This window comes from Ectobacillus panaciterrae DSM 19096 (assembly GCF_000430785.1).
Classification (GTDB): domain Bacteria; phylum Bacillota; class Bacilli; order Bacillales; family Bacillaceae_G; genus Ectobacillus; species Ectobacillus panaciterrae.
This window is the reverse complement of sequence record NZ_AUMR01000011.1, coordinates 94708-119764: the sequence shown is the minus strand read 5'-3', so window position 1 is coordinate 119764 and position 25057 is coordinate 94708. Positions and strand designations below refer to the sequence as shown.

At 42.3% G+C, this 25057-nt stretch carries 25 protein-coding genes and 1 pseudogene; 20 read left to right on the top strand and 6 right to left on the bottom strand.

Annotated elements, in window-relative coordinates; genetic code table 11:
- Nucleotides 1-507 precede the first annotated feature (507 nt).
- Entirely contained in the window at nt 508-1344 is an 837-nt protein-coding gene (gene proI, locus H540_RS0104360) for a pyrroline-5-carboxylate reductase ProI (RefSeq protein ID WP_028399585.1), read from the bottom strand.
- A gap of 188 nt (nt 1345-1532) precedes the next feature.
- Here proI and H540_RS0104355 point away from each other — a divergent pair, with 188 nt between their 5' ends.
- The 3 genes from H540_RS0104355 (at nt 1533) to H540_RS0104345 (ending at nt 4606) form a co-directional block, all read left to right on the top strand.
- Nucleotides 1533-2480: an MBL fold metallo-hydrolase gene (locus tag H540_RS0104355; RefSeq protein ID WP_155890939.1), complete on the top strand. Its 948-nt coding sequence runs from the start codon at nt 1533-1535 to the stop codon at nt 2478-2480.
- Nucleotides 2481-3278, top strand: a complete 798-nt coding sequence (locus tag H540_RS0104350) for an SDR family NAD(P)-dependent oxidoreductase (protein WP_034670328.1) — start codon at nt 2481-2483, stop codon at nt 3276-3278.
- A 131-nt stretch (nt 3279-3409) separates the two neighbouring features.
- Complete coding sequence (locus H540_RS0104345; protein WP_028399582.1) at nt 3410-4606, top strand: CdaR family transcriptional regulator; 1197 nt, start codon at nt 3410-3412, stop codon at nt 4604-4606.
- A 63-nt stretch (nt 4607-4669) separates the two neighbouring features.
- On the opposite strand, the gene H540_RS0104340 is transcribed toward H540_RS0104345, so the two are convergent.
- Nucleotides 4670-4861, bottom strand: a complete 192-nt coding sequence (locus H540_RS0104340; RefSeq protein ID WP_028399581.1) for a YqzH family protein — start codon at nt 4859-4861, stop codon at nt 4670-4672.
- 1192 nt (nt 4862-6053) lie between these two features.
- Between H540_RS0104340 and argC the strand changes: the two genes are divergently transcribed.
- From argC to H540_RS33975, 7 genes are all read left to right on the top strand, one after another.
- Nucleotides 6054-7091: an N-acetyl-gamma-glutamyl-phosphate reductase gene (gene argC, locus H540_RS0104330; RefSeq protein ID WP_028399580.1), complete on the top strand. Its 1038-nt coding sequence runs from the start codon at nt 6054-6056 to the stop codon at nt 7089-7091.
- Between the two features lie 14 nt (nt 7092-7105).
- On the top strand, nt 7106-8329 hold the full coding sequence (gene argJ / locus H540_RS0104325) for a bifunctional glutamate N-acetyltransferase/amino-acid acetyltransferase ArgJ (RefSeq protein WP_028399579.1): 1224 nt from the start codon (nt 7106-7108) through the stop codon (nt 8327-8329).
- A 10-nt stretch (nt 8330-8339) separates the two neighbouring features.
- Entirely contained in the window at nt 8340-9110 is a 771-nt protein-coding gene (gene argB, locus H540_RS0104320; RefSeq protein WP_028399578.1) for an acetylglutamate kinase, read from the top strand.
- Entirely contained in the window at nt 9107-10264 is a 1158-nt protein-coding gene (locus tag H540_RS0104315) for an acetylornithine transaminase (protein ID WP_028399577.1), read from the top strand. Before argB ends, H540_RS0104315 begins: the two co-directional genes overlap by 4 nt.
- Nucleotides 10265-10290: 26 nt before the next feature.
- On the top strand, nt 10291-11244 hold the full coding sequence (gene argF / locus H540_RS0104310; RefSeq protein WP_028399576.1) for an ornithine carbamoyltransferase: 954 nt from the start codon (nt 10291-10293) through the stop codon (nt 11242-11244).
- A 144-nt stretch (nt 11245-11388) separates the two neighbouring features.
- Nucleotides 11389-11940, top strand: coding sequence for a DUF2062 domain-containing protein (locus tag H540_RS0104305; RefSeq protein ID WP_028399575.1), 552 nt, complete (start codon nt 11389-11391; stop codon nt 11938-11940).
- A gap of 263 nt (nt 11941-12203) precedes the next feature.
- The gene (locus tag H540_RS33975; RefSeq protein ID WP_169729564.1) at nt 12204-12374 is read left to right on the top strand and encodes a hypothetical protein; all 171 of its coding nucleotides are present in this window, start codon (nt 12204-12206) and stop codon (nt 12372-12374) included.
- Here the strand turns inward: H540_RS33975 and H540_RS0104295 are convergent.
- The 3 genes from H540_RS0104295 to H540_RS0104285 form a co-directional block, all read right to left on the bottom strand.
- A complete protein-coding gene (locus H540_RS0104295; RefSeq protein WP_028399574.1) occupies nt 12371-12826 on the bottom strand; it encodes a MarR family winged helix-turn-helix transcriptional regulator in 456 nt (151 codons plus the stop codon). The two genes, H540_RS33975 and H540_RS0104295, sit on opposite strands and share 4 nt — an antisense overlap.
- A gap of 130 nt (nt 12827-12956) precedes the next feature.
- The gene (locus tag H540_RS0104290) at nt 12957-14099 is read right to left on the bottom strand and encodes a CapA family protein (protein WP_028399573.1); all 1143 of its coding nucleotides are present in this window, start codon (nt 14097-14099) and stop codon (nt 12957-12959) included.
- A 71-nt stretch (nt 14100-14170) separates the two neighbouring features.
- A complete protein-coding gene (locus H540_RS0104285) occupies nt 14171-14944 on the bottom strand; it encodes a GDSL-type esterase/lipase family protein (RefSeq protein ID WP_028399572.1) in 774 nt (257 codons plus the stop codon).
- A gap of 623 nt (nt 14945-15567) precedes the next feature.
- On the opposite strand from H540_RS0104285, the gene H540_RS0104280 reads away from it, so the two are divergent.
- The 10 genes and pseudogenes from H540_RS0104280 to H540_RS28970 all read left to right on the top strand — a co-directional run bounded on the left by H540_RS0104280 (nt 15568) and on the right by H540_RS28970 (nt 24542).
- Nucleotides 15568-16146, top strand: a complete 579-nt coding sequence (locus H540_RS0104280) for a class D sortase (RefSeq protein WP_028399571.1) — start codon at nt 15568-15570, stop codon at nt 16144-16146.
- 84 nt (nt 16147-16230) lie between these two features.
- Complete coding sequence (locus H540_RS0104275; protein WP_162144526.1) at nt 16231-17355, top strand: GerAB/ArcD/ProY family transporter; 1125 nt, start codon at nt 16231-16233, stop codon at nt 17353-17355.
- 96 nt (nt 17356-17451) lie between these two features.
- Nucleotides 17452-17775: pseudogene (locus H540_RS28975) on the top strand (DUF554 family protein); the annotation flags it as partial.
- Between the two features lie 196 nt (nt 17776-17971).
- On the top strand, nt 17972-19354 hold the full coding sequence (gene bioA / locus H540_RS0104265; RefSeq protein ID WP_028399569.1) for an adenosylmethionine--8-amino-7-oxononanoate transaminase: 1383 nt from the start codon (nt 17972-17974) through the stop codon (nt 19352-19354).
- Nucleotides 19351-20046, top strand: coding sequence for a dethiobiotin synthase (gene bioD, locus H540_RS0104260; RefSeq protein WP_028399568.1), 696 nt, complete (start codon nt 19351-19353; stop codon nt 20044-20046). Before bioA ends, bioD begins: the two co-directional genes overlap by 4 nt.
- Nucleotides 20043-21215 carry an 8-amino-7-oxononanoate synthase gene (gene bioF, locus H540_RS0104255; RefSeq protein ID WP_028399567.1) on the top strand — a complete coding sequence of 391 codons (1173 nt, stop codon included), beginning with the start codon at nt 20043-20045 and terminating at the stop codon, nt 21213-21215. The genes bioD and bioF overlap by 4 nt, the downstream gene beginning before the upstream one ends.
- Nucleotides 21215-21931, top strand: coding sequence for an alpha/beta fold hydrolase (locus H540_RS0104250; RefSeq protein ID WP_162144525.1), 717 nt, complete (start codon nt 21215-21217; stop codon nt 21929-21931). Before bioF ends, H540_RS0104250 begins: the two co-directional genes overlap by 1 nt.
- Complete coding sequence (gene bioC / locus H540_RS0104245; protein WP_028399565.1) at nt 21921-22775, top strand: malonyl-ACP O-methyltransferase BioC; 855 nt, start codon at nt 21921-21923, stop codon at nt 22773-22775. The genes H540_RS0104250 and bioC overlap by 11 nt, the downstream gene beginning before the upstream one ends.
- On the top strand, nt 22729-23727 hold the full coding sequence (bioB, locus tag H540_RS0104240) for a biotin synthase BioB (protein WP_028399564.1): 999 nt from the start codon (nt 22729-22731) through the stop codon (nt 23725-23727). The genes bioC and bioB overlap by 47 nt, the downstream gene beginning before the upstream one ends.
- A 407-nt stretch (nt 23728-24134) precedes the next feature.
- The gene (locus H540_RS28970) at nt 24135-24542 is read left to right on the top strand and encodes a hypothetical protein (protein WP_245592165.1); all 408 of its coding nucleotides are present in this window, start codon (nt 24135-24137) and stop codon (nt 24540-24542) included.
- A gap of 29 nt (nt 24543-24571) precedes the next feature.
- Here the strand turns inward: H540_RS28970 and ribH are convergent, their stop codons facing one another.
- Entirely contained in the window at nt 24572-25051 is a 480-nt protein-coding gene (gene ribH, locus H540_RS0104230) for a 6,7-dimethyl-8-ribityllumazine synthase (RefSeq protein ID WP_028399563.1), read from the bottom strand.
- Nucleotides 25052-25057 lie beyond the last annotated feature (6 nt).

Below are 25057 nucleotides of genomic sequence, written 5' to 3'. Positions count from 1 at the left end.
TATCTACTTCTATTTCGACTATTCTAAAATAGTATCTATTGGCTATATCGTGCATGAGTTGTTTCACATCATTTCCAAGTTGAATCAACAACTTTTTTCGATACCTCGACAAAGTTAAAAAGGCTTTTTACATCCATGTCACCGAGCCTTACCTCAGCCCTACTTAAACATGGACGACAGAGCAACGGTCTGGTGCGTCAACCGAAGGTGTCATGACCTCATTAACGTAGCTGGGACTTCTCCTAACTGAGTCTGGTGAACTTACCCCGAAGGGACGAAACTAGAGACTATGTAGCTTCTTTTCAGAAGCCACGATACCTCTAGGTTCGTGGTAGTTCACTTACACATAAGAAATTATAAAATTTCGCGGCAATGATTCCCATTACTTTCCTTCTTTTGAAACCGATGATGTTCGCGGTATACGACACACAAAAGAACAAACCTGCTTGCTTAGTGAAAAGACACAGGCGAGGGCGTCTTAAAGGATTCTCCTGTGCTAAGTTTTTCTTACTTCTCCAACAAATTTGCCAATGTTTCTCCGAGTTCATGAGATCGCGTTGTCGCGCGCGTAATGCACTGAATAAGAGCAGCTTGAAAGCCGCAGCTCTCTAATACTTCAATCCCTGCTTGTGTCGTCCCGCCTGGTGAAGTAATTTCTTTCCGTAAAATAGATGGGTGCTTAGGCGTTGTTTTCAGCATTTCGGCCGCACCGATAATCGTTTGTAAAATGAGCGGTTTGGAGATATCCTCTGTCAGGCCGATTTCCCGGGCTGCTTTCTCCATCGCTTCTACCACATAGTAAATATAAGCGGGCCCGCTTCCTGAAAGAGCTGTGACCGCATGCATTTGTTCTTCATTTACAACAGAAACTACACCGATTTTTTCAAATAATGCACGCGCCATCGCTATATGCATCTCTGTGGCATGAACGGAAGGAGATATGGCTGTCGCTGATTTTAAAATTGCCGCAGACGTATTGGGCATGGCGCGAATAATCGGGTTGTTTTTCTCTAGCAAATTTGTAATTGAGGCAGTGGAAACGCCCGCCATTAAGGAGATGATCAACTGGCGGTCCTGCACATAGTCTTTTACAGAAGAGACGGCCTCTGCAGCATCCTTAGGCTTCATCGCAAAGAAAATAATGTCTGCATCTTTCAGCAGCTCTTTTTTATCATGCGTCCCATGAACACCGTACGTGTTTCTAAAATATATGAGCCGCTCTTGATTGGAGCGGTTGCTTACGGTAATTTGCGAACCTTTTACAAAACGTGTTTGAATGAGTCCGGCGATGACCGCTTCCGCGATGGAACCTGCGCCCATGAATGCAATTTTATGAATGCTCATAATAACCCCCCTAGTATATTTCGCTCTGCAAAGTTGTTTTCTTTCATATGAATTTTTATGAATATTAATTCGTCTTTTGGATAAGAAACCCTTCTGTTTATCTGAAAATAATGACAAATGATTTTGGAACGTGTAAACTGAATATAGATTCATTTTTTCGGAGTGAAACAATAATGGGGTGATTAGAAGTGGAGAACATATATCGTATGGAGCTCCCGGTTCCGTTCGCAACAGAAACAGTGAACGTGTACTTGGTGAAAGGCGAAAAGCTTATATTAATTGATACAGGAACGAAGACGGAAGAAACGAGAAAAGCTCTTAATCATCAGTTAAGAGAACTTGGTTATACTCTTTCGGACATTGATACAGTTATCATTACGCACCATCATGCAGATCATTGCGGTCTGCTCGATGATTTTGATGAGGATGTAGAAGTTGTAGGACACCCATGGAATGAGCCTTGGATTACGAAAAGTCCGGATTTTATCCAACGCTATGAGCGTTTCTATGAAAACTTGGCACCGCAGCTGGGAATACCGGAAGTGTTTTTGAAAAAAGGGCCTTCTATGACTCGTACGCTTATTTATTCTTGCAACCGTTCTTTAACGCATGCGGTGCGTGAAGGAGATTTTATTCGTGCTTTACCGGAATTTCAAGTTATTGAAACCCCCGGTCATGCTTCTACTCATATTGCGTTATATCGGGAACGGGATGGTTTGCTCATCGGCGGAGATATTTTGTTAGATCGCATTTCTTCCAATCCGCTGCTAGAACCTCCTTATTATGGAGAGGAGCGGGCGAGGCCGCTTTTACAATACAATGAATCGTTGCGCCGTCTTGCCCAAATGCCGATTTCACGCATTTTGACAGGCCACGGAAAAGATGTGACGAACGTAAAAGAGCTTGTAGGAGAACGGCTTCGCAAGCAGGAAAAGAGAGCGGGGATTGTGCTGGAAATGCTGAAAGAAAAGCCGATGACCCCATATGAAGTATGCGTCAAACTATTTCCGATCCTGTATGATAAGCAGCTCGCTCTCACAATTTCCGAAACGGTTGGACAATTGGACTTTTTGGAATATAATCAACAAGTAATAATTGATTCATCTTCCACACAGTGGACGTATTATGCTAAGTAGGTGACAACAGTGAAATTACAAGGGAAAATTATTGCTATCACAGGTGCATCCAGCGGTATCGGGGAACAGCTTGCAATGCAGACTGCAGAGCTCGGAGCGACACCGGTTTTACTGGCGCGAAGTGAAGAGAAGCTAAAACAGCTCAAGAATGACATCACAGCCCGTTATGCTGTTCCGTGCTATTATTATGTGCTTGATGTAAGTGAAGAGCCTATGATAGAAGAAGTATTTTCCCGCATTTATGAGGAAGCCGGAGAGATAGATGTTCTCATAAATAACGCTGGCTTCGGTATATTCAAAACATTTGAGGAAGCTTCTTTGCAAGATGTAAAGGCTATGTTTAATGTCAATGTATTCGGGTTAGTAGCGTGCACGAAAGCGGTGCTCCAAAAGATGAAAAAGAGAAACAGCGGTCATATCATTAACATTGCATCGATGGCAGGGAAAATTGCAACGCCTAAATCGAGTGCTTACGCTGCAACAAAGCATGCAGTGCTTGGATTTACTAATAGTCTGCGCATGGAGCTCGCAAGAACAAATGTGCATGTGACTGCAGTAAATCCAGGACCTATTCAAACAAGCTTTTTTGATATTGCTGATGAATCGGGCACGTATGTGAAAAGTGTAGAACGCTACATGCTAAAGCCGGAATATGTGGCAGCTCAGATTATAAAGGTAATTGGAACGAAGAAGAGGGAAATTAATTTACCGCGCTGGATGAGCCTCGGCCCTATCGTTTTTACGCTTTTGCCGCGATTGTTTGAAGGAACGGCAGGAAAAGCATTGAATAAGAAGTAACAAAGTCTCCTTTCATTTGGAAAGGAGACTTTGTTACAATGATACAGTGAAATTTCATTAGGGACGTTTTCGATCGATGTTAGGTAAGTTTCAACCAACAAGATAAAAGAGCAAAAGTGGTGGTAGACAATATGCTTCTCAATTCTCATCATGCACAAAAAATTGTAGAGGATATGTATGATATCGCAAATTATAATTTATTGTTTACAAATAATAAAGGAGTCATTATAGCAAGCGTAGATAAAAGCCGAATCGGTGATTTGCATGAAGCAGCGCTGGAAGTATTGCGCACGAAAAAAAAGGTAATCGCTCGCAGTTCCAGTCAATATAAGGGAACAAAGGAAGGCATCAGCTATCCGATTTCTTTAAATAACAAGGTTGTCGGTGTAATCGGCATTACAGGAACCGAAGAAGAAGTGGGGAAAATTGGAGAACTTGTAAAACGCATGGCGGAAATGCTCGTAAAGGAGCTTCATTTGGAAAGGCAGCTGGAGCGTGAGCATGTAGCGAGACAATCGTTTATTCAAGAATGGCTGCTGCATCGGCAGAATGATGAGCATGCTTTCATGTCTCGAGGGTACTTACTTGGCATCGATGTAACATTGCCGCGCGTTGTCGGCGTGTTTGAGGTGCGAAAGAATGACTCTAGGGAAGGTGTAAGGAGAGGTGTACAGAATGAAGAGCTAACCTTACAAAAGCTTAAAAATGAGATGCTCCGTAACATTAAAAACCAGCTGCCAAATCCAGAGCTGGATTTGACGGCTCCTGTCAGCAATTCGAAATGTGTGACTCTATTTACTGTGCCTGCCCATATGGACGAAAAGCAGGCGAAAGAATATATTTCGGTATCTGTTATGTCTCTGAAGCACTGGCTTGAGACGCAGCTTGGCTGCAGAATTGCTGGCGGAATCGGCGGATATTATGAAGGAATTGAAGGCGTTAAACAATCATACACGGAAGGAGAAAAGGCGGTTTATTTTTCCGGAAAGCAAACGAATTATCCCGTCATGTTTTACCAGGACTTACGATTGGAGCGGCTCATTTATGACTTGCCGATAGCTAGCCGTCAGGACTATATTAGGGGCATTTTAAAGCTCGAAACGCTGCCAGACCCGGAGCAAGTAATAGAAACGCTGGATTGTTTATTCAAATGTAATCATTCTATTAATGAAGTTGCGGCACGTTTGCATATTCACAAAAACACGGTGCAATATCGATTAAATAAAATCCGGGAATTGACAGGGTTTGATCCGCGTCAATTCGAAGACGCAGCCGCATTGTATCTCGCTGTGTTTCTTTATTCACTTGAACAGAAAGACACCCAGTAGACGGGTGTCTTTCTGCAAAAGCTCATGTATTTGCTGGATATGCTGTTCAAACAAACGGGAGGTTCATTTTGTTATATATTCGTATACCGCATCTTCTACAAGGTCTCGCAAGTCCGCTTCGTTATCTTGATGTGCCTGTCGAACTTTTTCTGCGAGTTCTGCATACTCATTTTCTGAGAGCGGAATAGAGTCTTTGCTATACTGATATTGATAGAAGCAGTTTCTAATGAGTTTACGGAGAAATTTCTCATCCATATTACTTACATCTCCTTTCCATGGCATGGTTGCATCTTCTCAAAGAAAGCGTTAAAAAACAGTAACTTTAAAGTTAAAAGCGAAAAACTTCTTTATCATAAGAAATAAACAGGGGAAAACGATGGAAGGAAATGAAAAGAAACTATCGTGGTTAGAGCTCTTTTACGATTTAATGTTTTTTGTCATTCTGCTTTCTTCTGCAATTGGAAAGCATTTTGACGAATAATATTATAAGTTTAGCTTAGCCTGCATTGGAATTCAATCCATTACGATGATGCTCTATTTTCGGACTTGGCATCTGGAAAAATTTAAAGAAAAAACCGAAGGAGCGCTTATTATACAAGTCCACTTTGTTATTCCGACATATCTATCGTTTGCCACATAGAACAAAAGGGAAACTGCGCTCGCTTCCTCTCTCTCCCTGCATGGGCCACGAAAAGGGTTTGACCGCTTCTACGCTTAGTCGGATGCTCTCTCCCACCTAAAAGAAAAGTTTTCATGTCGATTTTTTTATATATGAATGATTTATGATTTCGATATTTCAATGTGCTGGGTACAGAGGCATTGGCGCTTTCTTCCTATCTATGGTTTACCCTTGGCATGGACCGCTACAAGGGTTTGACCGCTTCCGCACGTCGCCGGATGCTCTCGCCCCACTAAAAAAGACGGTTTTTTTATTCAGTTGTATATAGTTGCGTTTATATAGAAGAACGAGTTTCTTTATATCAAATTATTGCATCTATTTTTCGCATTTGTATACTTATTGTATTTTTATTGTATACTTTTTGTATATTTATTGTATATTTATCGTATTCCTGCCTTCGTATTTCTTCATCATGATGTCCGTTCTATTATTCTTCATATGGGTAACCTACCATTTTTTGTTATGAAAGCTAATTTGCATTAGTTTTCTTTTTTTTTGCATAGAAAAAGATGGAGGCTTGTTTGCTTCATTGAAAAGGGCTGAATTTTATAACATTCATAAAGAACATTTTCATTTGTGATTTGAATACAGTATAAAATAAATTGTATAATTGCCACGTTTGTTACGCTCTGGACAAAAACAGAAAACGTGTTTACCTAATGTTTTTGAAAAAGTTTTATAATTTATAAATATTTAATTGACTTAATAAATATACGATAATATAATCAGAATTAAATTTGAATTTAAATGTTTGAGCGGAGGTACAATATGAAAACATCTATAATTGGCGCTACGGGATATGGGGGCGTGGAATTGCTTCGTTTGCTTGCCCATCATCCTCATTTAGAAATTACATCGCTGCATGCTTTTTCTCAAACGGGTGAGCCGATTAGCAATCAGTATCCTCATTTGCAGACGATTGTGAATCAAAGCCTTGAAGAAATTGATACAGCGGCCATTGGAAAGAAGAGCGAACTCGTTTTTTTGGCGACACCGCCCGGAGTATCTAAAGATCTTACCCCAAAACTTACAAAACAAGGAATTAAAGTCATAGATTTGTCAGGGGATTTTCGTATAAAAGACAGAGATGTATATGAAAGCTGGTATAAGCGTCCTGCTGCACAAACAGAAGAATTACAAGAAGCAGTGTACGGATTATCAGAGTGGAAGAAAGAAGAAATCCAAGGAGCGAAAGTTATTGCGAATCCGGGCTGCTATGCAACTGCAGCTCTACTTGCGGCAGCTCCTCTTATGAAAGAGAAGCTTGTAGAAGAATCGTCCCTTATTATTGATGCAAAATCAGGTGTATCAGGAGCAGGAAAGTCCCCGGGGAATATGACACATTTTCCTGAGATGCACGATAATTTGAAAATTTATAAAGTGCATGAGCATCAGCATATCCCGGAAATTGAGCAAATGCTTCTGGAATGGAATGAACATGCAAAACCCATTACGTTCAGTACGCATCTTATCCCAATTACGAGAGGCATTATGGTTACGATGTATGCCCAGGCAAAACAGGCCATTACTTCAGAAATGCTTCAGCAGCTGTACAAAGAAAGCTATGCGCATGCTCCGTTTGTCAGAGTTCGCAATCTAGGAAACTATCCAAGTCCAAAAGAAGTATGCGGATCGAACTATTGTGATATCGGAACTGCTTATGATGAACGCACAGGACGGATTACAGTTGTATCCGTAATCGATAACTTAATGAAAGGCGCTGCGGGTCAGGCAGTGCAAAACGCAAATCTATTATTAGGATTAGAAGAGAAGACAGGGCTCGACCTTGTGCCTATGTATCCATAAGGGGAGGAAATACTATGATTGAAACATCAGTCGATGTAAAGGTTGCAAATGGATCTATCGTTACACCGAAAGGATTTGCAGCAACGGGCGTGAATGCAGGAATTCGGAAAATACGAAAAGACTTGGGAGCAATTGTATGCGATGTTCCGGCCAGCTGCGCAGCAGTCTATACACAAAATCAATTTCAGGCAGCGCCTATTCAAGTAACGAAAGAAAGCATTGCTGTACAGGGTAAGCTGCAGGCAATCGTTGTAAACAGCGGAAATGCAAATGCATGCACAGGTTTACAAGGTGAAAAAGATGCTTATGAAATGCGTGCTCTTACAGCCGAGCAGCTTCAGATTGAAACACACCTTGTTGCAGTTGCTTCAACGGGTGTAATCGGAGAGGCTTTGCCGATGGAGAAAATTCGAAACGGCATTGTAACGCTTTCTCCTGTTAAAAACGAACAAGAAGCAAACGATTTTTACGAAGCAATTTTAACGACAGATTTGGTTACGAAGCGTTCTTGCTATCAAACAATGATAGACGGTCAATGCGTGACTATCGGCGGAGCGGCAAAAGGATCTGGTATGATTCATCCGAACATGGCAACGATGCTGGCCTTTGTAACGACAGACGCGAACATTGAGAGTGAAGTGCTCCAAAGCGCCTTAAGCAGTATTACGGATCAAACGTTTAATCAAATTACAGTAGACGGCGAAACATCAACAAACGATATGGTCATCGTGATGGCAAGCGGATTGGCAGGAAATGAACCGCTTCATCCTGGTCATCCAGATTGGGAACATTTTTACGAAGCGCTGAAGCAAACGTGTGAAGATCTTTCAAAGAAAATTGCGAAGGACGGGGAAGGGGCCACGAAGCTTGTAGAGGTGAATGTGTCAGGGGCACTAACAGTAAAGGACGCCCGCATTGCCGCGAAAAAGATAGTCGGCTCGGCTCTTGTGAAAACAGCCGTATACGGCGAGGATGCGAACTGGGGCAGAATTATCGGGGCGCTTGGGCACAGCGAGGCGGTGCTTGATCCTGAAAAGATTGATATTTCAATAGGCAATATATGTGTATTGAAAAATAGTGAACCGCAGCAGTTTTCAGAGGAAGAAGCAAAACAATACTTGCAGCAGGATTCTATCGTAATTCATGTGGATTTAAACATCGGAACAGCAAGCGGTACAGCGTGGGGCTGTGATTTAAGCTACGACTATGTAAAAATCAATGCCAGCTATCGCACATAAGGAGGAAGCCATGAGAGACATTGTTGTTGTTAAATGCGGCGGAAGCATTTTAGAGAGTTTGACAGATGCATTTTTTACAAGTTTACGAGAGCTGCAAAAAACGTATGATCTGGTTGTCGTTCACGGCGGTGGCCCGGAAATTGATGCGATGCTCGGACAGCTTAATATTCCAGTTCAAAAGAAAAACGGACTCCGTATTACAACGAAAGAAATATTAGATGTTGTACAAATGAAGCTGTGCGGAACAGTCAATAAAAATCTAGTGGCGCAATGCGAAAAGAACAATATTTCTGCCATCGGTCTTGCCGGTTGTGACGGAAAGCTGCTGCAGGCAAAGCCGCTTGATCAGGAGCTTGGATTTGTCGGGGATGTCGAAGCCGTAAATGTTGTTTTGCTGCAAAGCCTCTTATCCCAACAGCTTGTACCTATCATTTCTCCAATTGGTATGGATAGAGAAGGGCAGCTTTATAACATTAACGGAGATACAGCAGCAGCTGCTGTTGCATCCTCATTGCAGGCCAAACATCTTTTGCTCGTAACGGATGTGCCGGGCGTTTTGTATAACGGAGAACTTTTGCACGAAGCGGAGGAAGAACAGCTTCTTCAGCTGATTACAGACGGTGTGATCACAGGAGGAATGATTCCAAAGGTAAAGGCAGCGCTTGCCTCTTTGCAAGGGGAAACGGAGGAAGTGGTCATTGTTGACGGGGTAAATGGATTCATAAATAAGGACGGAACGATTGTAGGAACGAAGGTATTGAAAGGAGTGCGTGTACAATGACAGCATTATTTCCGACTTACAAACGCTGGGATATCGAAATTACAGAAGCAAAAGGAACTATAGTAAAAGATGTGAACGGAAAGGAATATTTAGATTTTGTATCAGGCATTGCTGTTTGCAATCTAGGACATTGTCATCCTGAGGTAACTAAGGCTGTAAACAACCAGCTGCAAAAGGTGTGGCACGTATCCAATTTGTTTCAAAATAGTTTACAGGAAGACGTTGCACATCTTTTAACCGCTAATAGTGACGGACAATGCGCATTCTTCTGTAACAGCGGTGCAGAAGCGAACGAAGCGGCTATTAAGCTGGCGCGCAAATACACGGGGAAAACGAAAATCATCACGTTTTGTCAATCGTTCCATGGGCGCACCTTTGCGACAATGAGCGCGACCGGACAAGAAAAAATCCATGCAGGGTTCGGTCCGTTGCTTTCCACCTTTGTATATGTGCCCTTTAATGATATAGACGCATTAAAAGAAGCAATGGATGATGAAACGGCGGCTGTGATGGTGGAGGCTGTACAAGGGGAAGGCGGAGTACTTCCGGCGGATACAGAGTTTTTACAAGAAATCGAAAAACTGTGTAAGCAATACGGAGCGCTCATGATCGTTGATGAGGTGCAAACGGGTATAGGCCGGACAGGAAAAGCGTTTGCTTATCAGCATGCAGGTGTGTCTCCTGATATTATCACAATAGCAAAAGCGCTTGGAAACGGTATTCCAGTCGGCGCAATGATTGGTAAAGAAAAGCTCGCATCAGCTTTCAGTGCGGGTGTTCACGGCTCTACCTTCGGCGGAAACATGATTGCCATGGCAGCTGCTAAAGCAGTGCTGCAAGTTGTGTTTGAGGAAGAATTTTTAAATGAGACAGCTGATAAAGGGGAGTATTTTCTTGCATTATTAGAACAACAGCTGGGAGATTTGCCAATCGTACAGCAAGTGCGCGGCAGAGGGCTGTTGATCGGAATCGTATGTAAATGTGATGTTGCTCCATTTGTATTGGAGCTGCAAAAGTCAGGATTGCTCGTATTGAATGCAGGACCGAACGTACTGAGGATTCTTCCTCCGCTTACAGTGACAAAAGAGGAACTGGTAAAAGGCGCAGAGATTTTGAAACATGTATTGCAAAAAGAAAGCTTGATTTCTTTATGATAAGTGATAAGAGAGGAGAGAAACACATGCAGTATGTACAATCCGCTGTTAAAGTGCACACAAAGGACATTTTGTCATTAGAAGAGCTGAGCTCGCAAGAGGTTTTATCTATTATCGAATTTGCGGTTTCCTTAAAGAAGCAGCATCTAAAAGGGGAAAATCCGCCGCTGCTGGGTGGAAAAATATTAGGGATGATTTTTGATAAGCATTCTACGCGTACGCGTGTATCATTTGAGGCGGGCATGCTGCAGCTTGGCGGGCACGGCATGTTCTTGAGCGGAAAGGAATTACAGATTGGGCGCGGCGAAACGATTGAAGATACAGCAAAAGTGCTTTCACAATATGTAGATGCTATCATGATTCGTACGTTTGAGCATGAGAAGGTTGCAGAGCTTGCAAAGCATGCCTCTATCCCTGTCATAAATGGATTGACCGATGATCATCACCCTTGCCAGGCGCTCGCTGATCTTATGACGGTGTATGAAGAAAAAGGTACGTTTCATGGAGTTAAGCTTGCATACGTAGGCGATGGAAACAATGTTTGTCATTCTTTATTAATCGGAGGCGCTAAAGTCGGCATGCATATCACTGCAGCATGTCCGGCGGGACATCAGCCGGAGGCATATATAATTGAAGCAGCTAAAGAAATTGCCAAAGAAACGGGTGCAGTAATTGAAGTGTATGAAAATCCGCAATTAGCTGTACAAAATGCAGATTTTATCTATACAGATGTTTGGACCAGTATGGGACAGGAAGAAGAAGCGAAAGAAAGACTGCAAAAGTTCCAGCCTTATCAAGTAAATGAAAAGCTCGTGCAATATGCGCAGCAGGATTATAAATTTCTTCATTGTTTGCCTGCCCACCGCGAAGAAGAAGTGACATCCGATATTATAGATGGAAAACATTCTGTCGTATTCGAGCAAGCTGGAAACCGTCTGCACGTCCAAAAAGCGTTATTGGCAAGCTTATTGCGTCCATAAAAGACAATTTTCCAAAAGAAGGATGTCTTCTTTATGAAGAAAAATAAATATAGTGTATTCTCTAACCAAGCTTTATCCTTTATAATAGTATATAAGAAGAAACCCTTTTCACATGTAAAGGATAATAGCGGGAGAGATGCACACGTGAAGAAACAAAAGAAAAAATATGGAGTATTACAGCGTATCCAACGCGTTTTTAAGCTTAATTTTTATAGACTGTTTCGTTCTCCTGGCGGCGCTAAAAAGGTTGCCCTAGGATTTGCTCTCGGCTTTGCCCTTGAAATGCTTGTCCTTTCTACTGCTTCTCTTATTTACTTTTTGTTTTATCCGATCATTCGTTTGTCAGGCGGATCTCTTCCTGCCGCGATTATTGGAAATGTAATTGGAAAACTGACGTTTCTTCCAGTTGTATTGCTTCCCTTCGCACATGCGCTCGGTAAGCTCATTTATCCATTTAAAATTAAAGAAGCGCCTATTAAGGAGCATTCCTTTCTCGAAATTTTTTCTGGGAACTTCATGGAAGTTTTAAAGGATTTGCTGCATAATGGCTTATATACGTTAATCGGCATGACTATCTTTGGTGCATTCCTCGGTTTTGTTTCGTATTTTATCATATATCACTTATATGAAAGAGAGAGACACCGCCGCTTGGAGCGCAGGAAAAGACATACAAAAGTAGCGCTTATGCGAACGTAAAAAAGGAATCCTGCAGAGGATTCCTTTTTTTAATGAAATTATAAAATTTGAGATGTGTCGAGCGCCTCGAAGGTTCAGCTTTTTTTGTATTCGCACTGATCTTGAAATCAATGAATCCGCTTTTGCAAATGCTGCATATGATAAAGTGAAACTTCCATCAGTGGGGAGCTTTCATCCCCCACTGATGGTTAGTTGAACCAATCAGGCTTTTACTGCCCGTTAATGCGTGATAAAGCAAATTTGCAAAAAAGGAGAGATGCAATATGTTCCATTTTTATCCGCGTTTCTACGCTCCAGTTTACTATATGCCGGTACCATATTTCGTTCGTGCTGATTATTTATCGCTTCCCCGTCAAGAAGTGCAGGCAGAAGAGCCGTACTTACTGACTTGGCCGTATTCCAATGTATATTACGGCAATTATTTTGAATCCTAAACTGAGGCCATATATACTTTTGCAACAATAGCTTGCAGCGTTTCCAATGAACTGGATAACTGCTTCAATTCCTCTTCTGATAAGGCGTCTAGGTTTTCCCGCAACTTATCTAAAATAAATTGTTTATACTGCTTAATAAAAACTTCGCCTTCATCTGTCAAAGAGATCAAGATGACACGCCGATCCTTCTTGCTGTAATGCCGTTTAATAAAATCTTCTTCAATGAGTTTATTAAGAAGAGGTGTCATGTTTGGGCGTGAAATGGCTAATCGGCTTCCTATTTCCGATACCGTCAAAGTTCCTGCATCATGAAGCAGAAGCAGTATTTGTGTATGTGACTGCGGTATATTCTTATGAATGACAGCATCACCGGGGAGCATGAATTTACGATAAAAAAGAGGCACTAACGAAAGAAGATGATTTACAATATGTTCCCATTCACGATGGTTCATAATCAAGCCTCCCATTCTAATTCATTGTAGCAAAAATAAATTTGGTCATGAGATATGACAGAGGTTTGTTAAAAAAATGTAATCATTTTTCGAGAAAGAGAAGAGGTACTGCAATATTTGTTACAGTACCTCAATCTTTTTTCGCTTGCATAATATCCAGATTTGGAATAAACGCTTTCATGTGCTTCACAACAGAATCATATCGATTTTGCGCGTTAGGATATTGCTGCTGCGTCACTTGGTCCAAAGGTAATATCATGTAATTTTCGCTGTTTTTTGAATACGTAAAGGTTGGCAAAAAGGAAGGATGGATCAGCGCAATCGTTCCATCATTATTTTTTCTTACAGTAATATTTGCAATCCCGCCAAACCACGTTTCTTCATTTTGCTGTCCGGCAAGAAAATTTCCTAAGGAATAACAAACAAAGGTGGAATTTCCATTTGCTCCTGTCAAAAATGCAGGCGGCTGCAGTACATGAGGATGGTGGCCAAAAATGACAGATACGCCTAAATCGCTTAAAAATTGAGCAAGCTCAGTTTGTTCAGGGTTCGGCATGACTTCATACTCCTTGCCGAAATGCAAATTTACAACAACTGCATCGGATCGTTGCTTTGCTTGTGCAACGTCTTTTTTCAAGACTTCTTTATTTATTATATTAACCAAATATGGCTTGGGCAGTCTAATGCCGTTTGTGCCGTATGTATAAGACAAGAGGGACAGTGTAATGCCGTTTTTCGAAATGGTTCTTATGCGAGTGCGATCTTCTGCAGAATGATAAGCGCCAGTCCGCACTAAACCGAGCTTGTCCCAATACGAAACGGATGCTAGTAAAGGCTGTTCTCCGCGGTCGAGAGCATGATTATTTGCCATATTTACTACGTCAAAACCTGTATCCTTGATAGCATCTGCGATTTCTACAGGACTATTGAAGGATGGATATGTAGATAGTCCGATTGTCGTTCCCCCTATAATGGATTCTTGGTTGACAAATGAAAAGTCGGCTTTTTCAATATACGGTTTGATAATAGAAAACATAGGATGAAAGTCAAAACGCTCTACATCAATACGTGCATCGTTATATACGCGTTCATGAAGCAAAACGTCTCCAACTGCTGCAAGAACAATTTGGGGCGGAGCTTTCGGTTTTGTAGGCGGCTTTCCGGCTTTGGCGGGAGCCGGCGCCTCATTGGAATGAAGACTGCCCATCCAAAATAAGCTTATACAAGACACAAAAATGACAAAGCTTATGAGTACTCGTCTTAACCAATCCATAACAAATTCCTTTCTATACGTAACTACATAATAGCTTTCCCAAAAAAATCCCGCCTGTAACATAGGCGGGATTATTGTTCATAGGATAATACTTTCTGTGCAAATGAATCAGCGATGATTTTGTAACCTTTATCGTTCGGGTGGATTTTATCAAAAAACAAATCTGTCTCCTTGCTCGGAAGGAGTTTTTGTATTGGCAAAACAACTGCTGGTGCATGAGTTTTCGCAGAAGAACGGACAGCCTTGTTCCAGCCCTCTAAGAACATATTGGCATAAGAGGAAACGGAATCGTCTAGTTCCAATGGATTGTATAATTCGGCCAGAACGATAAGCGCCGATGGATTTTGCTTGCGAATGAGGTTTAAAATTTCTTGCAAGTCCTTCTTATATATGTCTTTTTCTCGTTCTAATGCTTGTAGATTTTTTAAAACGCCGTCATTTGGATTTAAACGAAGAAGGTTATTGCCGCCGATGCTGATTGTAATAAGATCTGCTTTTTTCAGCTTTGCTTGTATATCTTCAGTCTGCAGCATGCGCAGCAAGTAATCCGTTGTCAATCCGTTCACTGCAGCATTATCTACAACCACTTTCTTGCCTGTTTGTTTTTCCAATTCAGCTGAGGCCATCTCGGCATAGCCTCCTTGTGAAGAGCCGTAACCTTTTGCGACAGAATCTCCTAAAACAAGGTGATATAATTCCGTGCTTTTTCGCGTCTCGATCCAAAGAGGTGAGGCAACAGCCGCTTGTTTTTTACTCGAAAAAGAAACAAGAGAACTATTTTTGTAGAAAAAGAGAGCACATAAAACAATGGATGTAAGCATAAGGAAGCCCAGCGCTTTTTTCAATGAAACTACCTCTCTTTGTAGCTTTTTATTATAAATGCTTATTGTATCATATTCATTCAAAGATTCAATGGAAATAAAGAAGAGTCATAGCTTCACAGACTATTAACATTTCCTTAACTTTTACTTTGCAGAAAATTTGAAAAAATGCGTAAAATCCAATTGACCGAAATAGACAAAATTCGATAAGATATATACAAGTGAATAAAAAAACCGTTTATAGTGGGGAGAGATCATCTGGCGACGTGCAGAAGCGGTCAAACCTTTGTAGTGGTTCATGCAAGGGTAAACCGGAGAGAAGAAGCATACCATACTCCCTTTTGTTTGCACATAGCACACGGAAATGTCGAAGTTATAATTCATTCATATATAGATGTCAGATAAATAAAAACTATCAAAGATTTCTGTCATTAAAAACAGAAGATATTCTTGTGCTTTTGGAGAGTGCGATTTGTGACATGCCACTGGCAAGGGAGAGCTAACTGTGAAGAAATCTACAAAAGTAACGATGGCAAACGCAGCAGCGTTCTTAAAAAGACGCAAATCTGAGTAACAAGAAAAAGGTGTAGAGTTTATAGCTCTGCATCTTTTTATGATACGATAGCACAAAAGCCTAGGAGGGAAATATGAGAAGGATGATTGCAACGCTTTTGCTTCTTGTTGGCATAGGACTTATCAGTATAAGTGTATGGCAGCTTATAGACACAAAGAAACAGCAAGTGCAGTCTATGGAGCAGGCGACAGACAAACTGCAAAAAGCAAAGGAAGCGCAAGTCTCAAGGCAGGAATTTCATCCTGCCAAAAATGAGACAATCGGGATTTTACGCATTCCGAAAATCGAAGCAGAGCTGCCGATTGTAGAAGGCACAGATTCCGATGATTTGAAAAAAGGCGTAGGACATTATACGAGCACTGCATTTCCGGGAGAGCAAGACCAAATTTTATTATCGGGTCATCGTGATACTGTATTCCGCCGCTTCGGGGAGCTGAAAAAAGGAGATGAATTTATAGTCGAGCTTCCATATGGAACATTTCGTTACAAAATGGATGATGCCCGTATTGTAAAAGCGGACGATACAAGCATTATTGGCTCTACAAAACCAAACGAGGTTCTGAATTTATCGACCTGTTATCCGTTTCAATATGTCGGTTCTGCACCAGATCGATATGTGATATATGCCTATCCAGCAGAAAAGCAGTCTTGAAGGAGAGACTGCTTTTTTCTTACATAGTTCTTCCTTCAAATGTACAAAATGGTAAGTAAAGACAGATTAAATGAGGGACGTGTAATGAAGGAAGAACAAACAATTCCCGCGAGCAGTATGTTTGAAGCGTATCTTGTCATCTTTGCGGTCATCGGCGCACAAACAGGCATTGGTCTTGCGGTATTCGAGCGTTTCGTTTATATGAATGCAAAACAAGATTCGGTCGTTGCGGTGATATTAGCGGGATTATATACTCATATAACGATGTATATTATCATCAAAACATTGCAGCGTTATAAAGATAAAGATTTGTATGATATTCATCGGCTTATATTTGGAAAGTGGATTGGAAGCGTATTAAACTTTATCTGGATAGGTTATTGTTCTTACGCAGTGTTGATGGTCGTGGTCACCTATTTTGAGATTTTAAGTACCTATATGTTTCCTGAAATCCCGAATTGGTTTGTAAGTATGATTTTAATTATTCTCGCCGTTTACGCAATTGTAGGGGGCATTCGGGTAGTGATGGGAGTATGCTTTTTCAGCGTATTCATTTCACTGCTAATTTTCTTTGTTTTATATCAGATCCTGCCGTATTTTAACGTAAGAAATTTTCTTCCTATGTTTGAAACGTCGCCCATTCAATTATTAAAAGCTGTTTATCAAATGGCTCTATCATTGGCAGGATTTGAATTGATTTATTTTTATTATCCATACATTCAAGATAAACAAAGAGTACAGCGGTATGGTCAAATCGGGGTTTTTATTACAAATATCTTTTTTATTTGTCTCATGATTCTTGCAATCGGTTTTTTTGGCGGTCGGGAAATAATCAAATCTGTTTGGCCGACATTACATATGTACAAAGTTGTGAAATATCCTTTTTTGGAGCAGTATCAGGTTATTGTGCTTTGTATATTTTTGGTGATTATTTTGCCGGTTATTGCTCTCTACTTATGGAGTCTCACAAAAGGCGTCAAAAAGCATTTTCCTATTACGCAAAAAAAAGCGTTATATGTGACGTGCGGTGTGCTTTTCGTCGTCTCTCTCTTATTTAAATTCCGAATGCAAGTCGACCAGGCTGGTTTATATTTCAACAAAATCGCCTTTTATGTCATTTTCGTGTATCCGTATATTCTCTTCGTCTTTTCCTTTTTCATAGAGAAAATCAAGAAAAGAAAGAAGGAAAAGCTGACTATGAAGGCATAGCCAGCTTTTCTTTGCCTTGTTTGTAGGAGAGTCCGATACCCGACCTACAAATAATAATCAGGCAGAGGAGATAGAAAAACGAAAAGTCATGATCATACTGTTTTATTCACTAAATCATTGCTTGACGGAATTTCTGCAATCATTTTTACATCGGCATTGGGTATCGGCGTTATGTTTTCTGCCGTACCGGTTTTGATTTATCAGGGAATCATCGCCTTGTTTGCAACACAAATTCAAGCGTTTGTACCCGAAGTGCTGATGGATAAAATCATTCTGGAAATAACAGCTGTCGGCGGTATTATAATTATAGCCATCGGCTTGAATATTTTGCAGGTGATTACGATTCGAGTGGCAAATATGCTGCCGAGCCTATTGTTTACTGTTCTTTTTGTTGTACTTGTACATATATGGAATTTCTAAAGAGTTTATTTTGAAAACCTAAGGAAAAACATTGGATCAAATTCAAAAAGAAATAAAAGCTAAGGAATAATGGAAAAGGCACAGTCTTGAAGACTGTGCCTTTTATTCTGAAAAATTAGAATTATAGGTTGTTGACACAATTCTTCTGTTAATGTTAACCTTTATTATATAAAAGTTAACAAATGAGGTGGAATGCATGAAAATAACTTCCGCACATTCTTCGCTTACGTATACGTATGAAGAATTGTCTCAAAAAAATAAGGAATATGTGTGGCATCCTTTTACACAAATGAAAGATTATCTCGAAGACGACCCGCTCATTATTGAACGCGGAGAAGGAAGAAAGTTATATGATATGCAGGGGAATGCATACTGGGATGGCGTTTCCTCTATTTGGCTGAATGTACATGGTCATCAAGTGAAGGAGCTGGACGATGCGATTCGGGCTCAATTAGAAAAAATTGCACACTCGACACTGCTTGGCATGGCGAATGTACCATCTATTCTGCTGGCTGAAAAAGTGATTGGACTCATGCCAAAAGGGCTCAAAAAAGTATTTTATTCCGATTCAGGAGCAACGGCGGTAGAGATTGCTATTAAAATGGCAATTCAATATTGGCAGCATAAGGGAAAGAAGGAAAAATATAAATTTATTACGATGAAGGAAGCATACCACGGGGATACAATCGGTGCTGTTTCGGTCGGTGCCATTGATTTGTACCATGAAACATTTCGTGCGCTTTTATTTCCTTCTATGAAGCTTCCGTATCCGTATACATATCGTTCCCCGTACAAACAAGAAGAGATTGTTAAAAAGCATCTTGAAGAAATGGAGCAGCTATTACGAGAACAATCGCATGAAATTGCGGCTGTTATTGTAGAGCCGATTGTACAAGGGGCAAGCGGGATTATTGTCATGCCTGAAGGGTATTTAAAAGGATTGCGCGAACTTTGCACGCAATACAACGTACTGCTCATCGCTGACGAAGTAGCAACCGGATTTGGAAGAACGGGGAAGATGTTTGCGTGCGAGCATGAAGGCGTAACACCGGATTTATTGACAGCAGGAAAAGGGCTTACCGGGGGATATTTGCCGGTGGCCGTAACGGTTGCGACAGATGAAATTTATAATGCATTTTTAGGGAATTATGAGGAGCAGAAAACATTTTTCCATGGCCATAGCTATACGGGAAACCCGCTTGGATGCGCGGTTGCTCTTGCAAATCTGGAACTGTTTGAAACAAGCAATCTTGTACAAGAGGTTGCTGATAAGTCGGTGTATATAGCAAACAGATTGCAAGATTTCTATGATTTAAAACATGTAGGCGATATTAGGCAAAAAGGGTTTATGGTCGGCATTGAGCTCGTGAAAGATAGAGAAACAGAAGAACCGTACTCTTGGACGGAGCGCGTGGGGGTACGGACATGCCACCGTGCTCGCGAACTAGGCATGCTTCTTCGTCCTCTGGGCAATGTCATCGTGTTCATGCCTCCGCTAGCGTCCACTTTAGAAGAACTGAATGAAATGCTTGCCATTTTATATGATGCAATAGCGGACATAACGGAGGGAAAAGGATGAAGGGGCTTTTTGTAACGGCGACAGATACAGAGGTGGGAAAAACGGTTGTGGCAGGGGCTTTAGCAGGTGTCCTGCGCAAAAGAGGATATGACGTCGGCGTGTGCAAGCCGATCCAAAGCGGACATCTTTCCTGTGACCCTGCCGGTGATGCGTCCCGTTTACAATATTTGTCCGGAGTAGAAACACATGCCGATCATATTTGCCCGTTTTCTGTCAAGGAGCCGCTCGCCCCTCGCTTGGCCATGAAGCGTGCCGGAAAGCAAGTATTTTTGGCAGATGTCGTGAACAGCTGTAAGAATATACAAGAGTATTTCGAGTATATTATCGTGGAAGGGGCAGGCGGTTTTATTGTTCCATATACCGAGGATGCGCTAGTAGCAGACTTTGCGCAAGCCCTTAATATGCCTCTCCTTATTGTTGCCCGTCCGACACTTGGTACCGTAAATCACACCTTGCTGACAATCGAATGCGCAAAAGCAAGAGGATTGAAGGTTGCCGGCGTAATTCTTTCAGGATATCGGGAGGAAGCGCTGGAGAGGGTGAAAGAAAACCGGGATATGATTGAACAGCTCAGCGGTGTACCTGTTTTAGGAATGATTCCTTGGCTCGGTGAAGAATTTACAAGAGAATACGCACTTGAAGCCGCTGAATATTCTATTAATGTTTCTAAGCTGGAGGAGTGGCTCGCATGAGTTGGCATCAGCATCTGCAGAGCGAATTGGCACTCTTGGAAGAGCGTCAGCAAATACGAACGCTTCATGTAACAGAGAACGGTCCTGATTGCTGGATTATAAAAGATGGAAAACGGCTATTGAATCTAGCTTCCAATAACTATTTAGGACTGGCGGGTGACAAAAGATTAATAGAAGCTGCGATAGAGGCTGCTTCTATGTACGGGGCAGGTGCAACAGCTTCGCGATTGATTGTTGGCAACTATCCTCTGTATGAGGAGGCGGAACACGATATTGCAAACTGGAAGGGAACAGAACGAGCTTTGCTCATTGGCAGCGGCTATACAGCAAATTTGGGAGCGCTGTCTGCCCTTTTAGGAAGAAATGATGTTGTATACAGCGATCGGCTGAACCATGCCAGCATTACGGACGGCATTGTATTAAGCCGTGCTGAGCAAAAGCGTTATAAGCATAACGATTTAGAGCATTTGGAGAAGCTTCTTCAGGAAACGCCCGCAAATAAACGAAAGCTTATTGTAACGGATACTGTGTTCAGCATGGACGGCGATACGGCGTATTTGCAGGAGCTTGTGCATATAAAAGAAAAATACGACGCTTTGCTTATGGTTGACGAGGCGCACGCAAGCGGGGTTTATGGTCAAAACGGCGCAGGTCTTGCTCACGAGCTGGCTGAACGCATTGACCTTCATATGGGCACTTTCAGCAAAGCGCTAGGCTGCAGCGGAGCATATCTGGCAGGAAGCAAGTTGTTAATGGATTATTTGACTAACACAATGCGCAGCTTTATTTTCACAACAGGTATGCCGCCTAGTACGGTCGGTTCTATTAAACGCGCCGTTGAAATTGTCCGCGGTGAATCATCCAGACGCGCTGCGCTTATGCAAAATGGGACATTGCTTCGCGACTTATTAAAGCAAGCAGGATTTGATACTGGGAGCAGCAGCACGCATATCGTTCCAATCGTCATTGGATCAAATGAAGCAGCGATCCGCTTCAGTCAGCAGCTGCAGGAAAAAGGGATTGCGGCTATTGCTGTTCGTCCGCCGACAGTTCCGGAAAACAGTTCGCGCATTCGCTTGACCGTTACAGCCGATCATAGACCTGAAGAAATCCGATGGGCAGTAAAGCTTATAACGGAAACCGGGCAGAAAGAAGGTGTAATTTCATAATGAGACCGACACTTATTATGCTTTCTGGCTGGGGAATGGATGCGCCGGTTTGGGACGAATTGTGTGAGCACCTATCATCTCACCGTATTCGTTTTATAAATTGGCATCATACGCAAAATGCGGAGGACATAGAAAATCGTGTCCGTCACATCATCCGGCAAGAAAAGAAGGTTATTTTGATCGGCTGGTCACTTGGTGCTATTGCTGCATTAGGGGCAGCGGCGCAGGAGCCTGTATACGGTATAGTGCTCATAGGAGGGACGGCAAGGTTTACGCAGGATACGAACTATGCAGGGTGGAAGGCAGCGTTTGTGGAACGATTAAAGCGAAACATACAGACACAGGCTGGCCGTGCCCTTCAAAGATTTGATGAAAGTATGTTTTCAGCTGCTGAACAAATATGGAAGGAGTCATTTCCGGCCGTACGTGCCCAGTTTACAGCATACGATACAGATTCACTTCTTATTGGGCTCGAATACTTGATGCAGCGTGACGTAAGGCCGCTTCTTTCTTCCTTGCATGTTCCTCTTCTTTTGCTGCATGGAGAGAATGATGCAATATGTTCGCTAGAAGCTGCCCGCTATATCGAAGAAAGAACGAAAGCCCATTTGCATATATGGAAGGAAGCCGGACATGCGCCTCACATTACAAGAGCGAAGGAGTGTGCTCGCATGATTCAACAATTTGCAGAAGAGGGGAACGCACATGATCAATAAAGCGCTGCTGCAAAAACGTTTTAATAAAGCAGCTTCAACCTATGACGAATATGCGAATGTGCAAAAGAAAATGGGTGATGTGCTTATTCAAAAGCTGTGTCAAACATACACATCACATGCCCGTCTTTCTATTTTAGAACTTGGCTGCGGTACAGGATATGTCACAGAACAGCTATTAAACTCCTTTCCTTATGCTTCTGTCACAGCGGTTGATTTTGCGCCGCATATGATTGAGCAGGCGAAAAAAAGAAGAGGAGCCGAAAAAGCTGCTTTTATATGCGGAGACATTGAGAAAATTAGTTTTTCGGGGCCGTATGATGTGATTATTTCAAATGCAACATTTCAGTGGCTGAATGATTTGCAAGGAACCGTAGCGCGTTTGTGCGAAGCTTTGCACGATAACGGCGCCTTGATGTTTACGACATTTGGCAATGAAACGTTTCAAGAGCTTCATTTGTCCTTCCAACAGGCAGTAGGAAGTTTGGAAGGGAAAGATGAGCGGGCCGTCGGGCAGTCATTTTTTACGGCGCAACAGTTAAAGGAATTATGCGAACCGCAAGGGCATGTTTCCATGCAGCAAGCGCGCTACATAGAATGGTTTTCAACCGTTCGCGATTTTTTGGATTCTGTTCGCAAAATCGGGGCAGCCAACAGCAATGATGGGATTTCCAGTCAAAGCCCTAGTGTTTTTCGCAACATGATCAGGTTGTACGAAGAGCAGTTTCAACAAAACGGCTGTATACCAGCCACATATCATGCACTATTTTGTTCTATTATGAAACAGGGGGAGAAAAAGGATGGAACACGTACAAATGAAAACGGATTGGAAGCAGCTCGCGCATGAGGTAGTAAACGGTAAGGAAATCACAAAAGAAGAGGCGCTTGCGATTTTACAAGTACCTGATGAAGAAGTTTTGGAAATCATGAATGCGGCCTATATCATTCGTCATCATCACTACGGCAAAAAAGTAAAGCTGAACATGATTATTAACACGAAGTCAGGACTTTGTCCGGAGGATTGCGGGTATTGTTCTCAATCCATCGTTTCTGAAGCGCCGATTGATAAGTATGCATGGCTGACAAAGGAAAAAATCGTAGAGGGCGCACAAGAGGCGATTCGCCGTAAAGCAGGAACGTACTGTATCGTAGCATCCGGCCGCCGCCCGACAGACAGAGAAGTTGAACATGTAATCGGAGCTGTGAAGGAAATTCGCGAAACGACGGATTTGAAGATTTGCTGCTGCTTAGGATTTTTAAATGAAGATCATGCAAACCGCCTGGCAGAAGCCGGAGTGCACCGCTACAACCACAACTTGAATACACATGTCAATAACTACGAAAGCATCTGCTCCACGCATACATACGATGACCGTGTGGATACAGTGGAGAAAGCGAAGGGTGCGGGAATCTCCCCTTGCTCAGGAGCCATTTTCGGCATGGGGGAAAACGAAGAGCAGCGTGTAGATATTGCATTTGAGCTGAAGCGTATAAACGCGGATTCTATTCCGTGCAATTTCCTTGTTGCTGTGAATGGTACGCCTTTAGAAGGAAGAAAAGATCTTACGCCTGTGACTTGTTTAAAAATTTTGGCGATGATGCGCTTTGTAAACCCGTCAAAGGAAATCCGCATTTCCGGAGGACGCGAAATCAATTTACGTTTCTTGCAGCCGCTTGGTCTATTTGCTGCTAACTCTATTTTCGTAGGAGACTATTTAACAACTGCCGGTCAAGAGCCGACAGATGACTGGAATATGATTGCGGACTTAGGATTTGAAATTGAAGAGTGTGCTTTATAATGAGGAGGAGCCGACTTCGGCTCCTTTTTTTCTTTATGTTCAGCTCCGCTGGAAAGGTTCTCTCGTTCTGCACCTCGAAGGCTCCGCTTTTCTTAATGTCTAGCTCCACCGGCTAGCTCCTCCTGTCAGAGAACCTCTACCACATAAGATGAAACTTCATCTGTGGAGGCGTTTTTCCTCCACAGATGTTAGTTGAATCAATCGGGCTCTTAGCGTCCGTTTGTCCACCTTGTCTAAACATCTAAGTTACGGACGCTTAGAGCGGGATAAAGGCAAAAAACGCCTTTAAGGGTGGAGAACCTCTGCCTTCCGGAGCTGAACGAGCCGGCTCCGCTTTTCTGTGTGGATGAATTTCCCAACGGAATTTTGCAAATAGTAAAGGGAGAAGACTAACCGGGAGGGATGAGATGAGATATGTACTGGCAGCTATGACCTTTCTGATTTTATTCAAAGCAATCAGCGTTGATCCAGTAAAAGCGGCTACGGAGCCGGCACAGAAGGAGATGCACATGCGCATTGAGCATCATTTCCGTCAAGAAGCGGAGGAGCTGGGCCTTGAAACGGACGGAAAAAGTTTGAAGGAGGTTCGAAAGGAGATACATGTGTTAGAGGAGCAACAGCGGCGGGAAGCCATTCGACAGGCGGCAGATCATTATGGAATAGAGATAGATGGAAAATCAGTGGATGAAGTGATTGCGGCGGTTCGTACCGCTAAGAAAGAGGAACTGCAGGAAGAAGCTTTGAAAGCGGGCATTTCTGTTGATGGAAAAACGATGCAGGAGATCGCTTCGGAATTAAAAGAAAAGAAAAAATAAAGAGACCTGGGAGCAGGTCTCTTTATAAGTTAGTTTGTTACCGGAATTTGTGTAAGCTGGCGGTTCAAGTTTGCCATTTCAATAGCTGAAACAGCTGCTTCCCAGCCTTTATTGCCTGCTTTCGTACCAGAGCGTTCAATTGCCTGCTCAATTGTTTCAGTCGTTACTACACCAAAAATAACAGGCACTTCCGTTTGCATGGTTACCGCAGCCACTCCTTTTGCGACTTCATTGCATACATAATCGTAATGCGTTGTCGCACCGCGGATGACTGTGCCAAGCGTAATGACAGCATCGTATTTGCCGCTGGCCGCAAGCTTTTTCGCAATCATCGGAATTTCAAAAACTCCAGGCACCCATGCTACATCAATATCTGCCTCCTCTACGCCGTGACGTTTTAAGCCGTCCATGGCGCCGCCTAACAGCTTGCTTGTAATGAATTCATTAAAACGAGATACAACCACCGCAACTTTTAATCCTGTTCCTACTAAGTGTCCTTCAAATAACATGTTCTT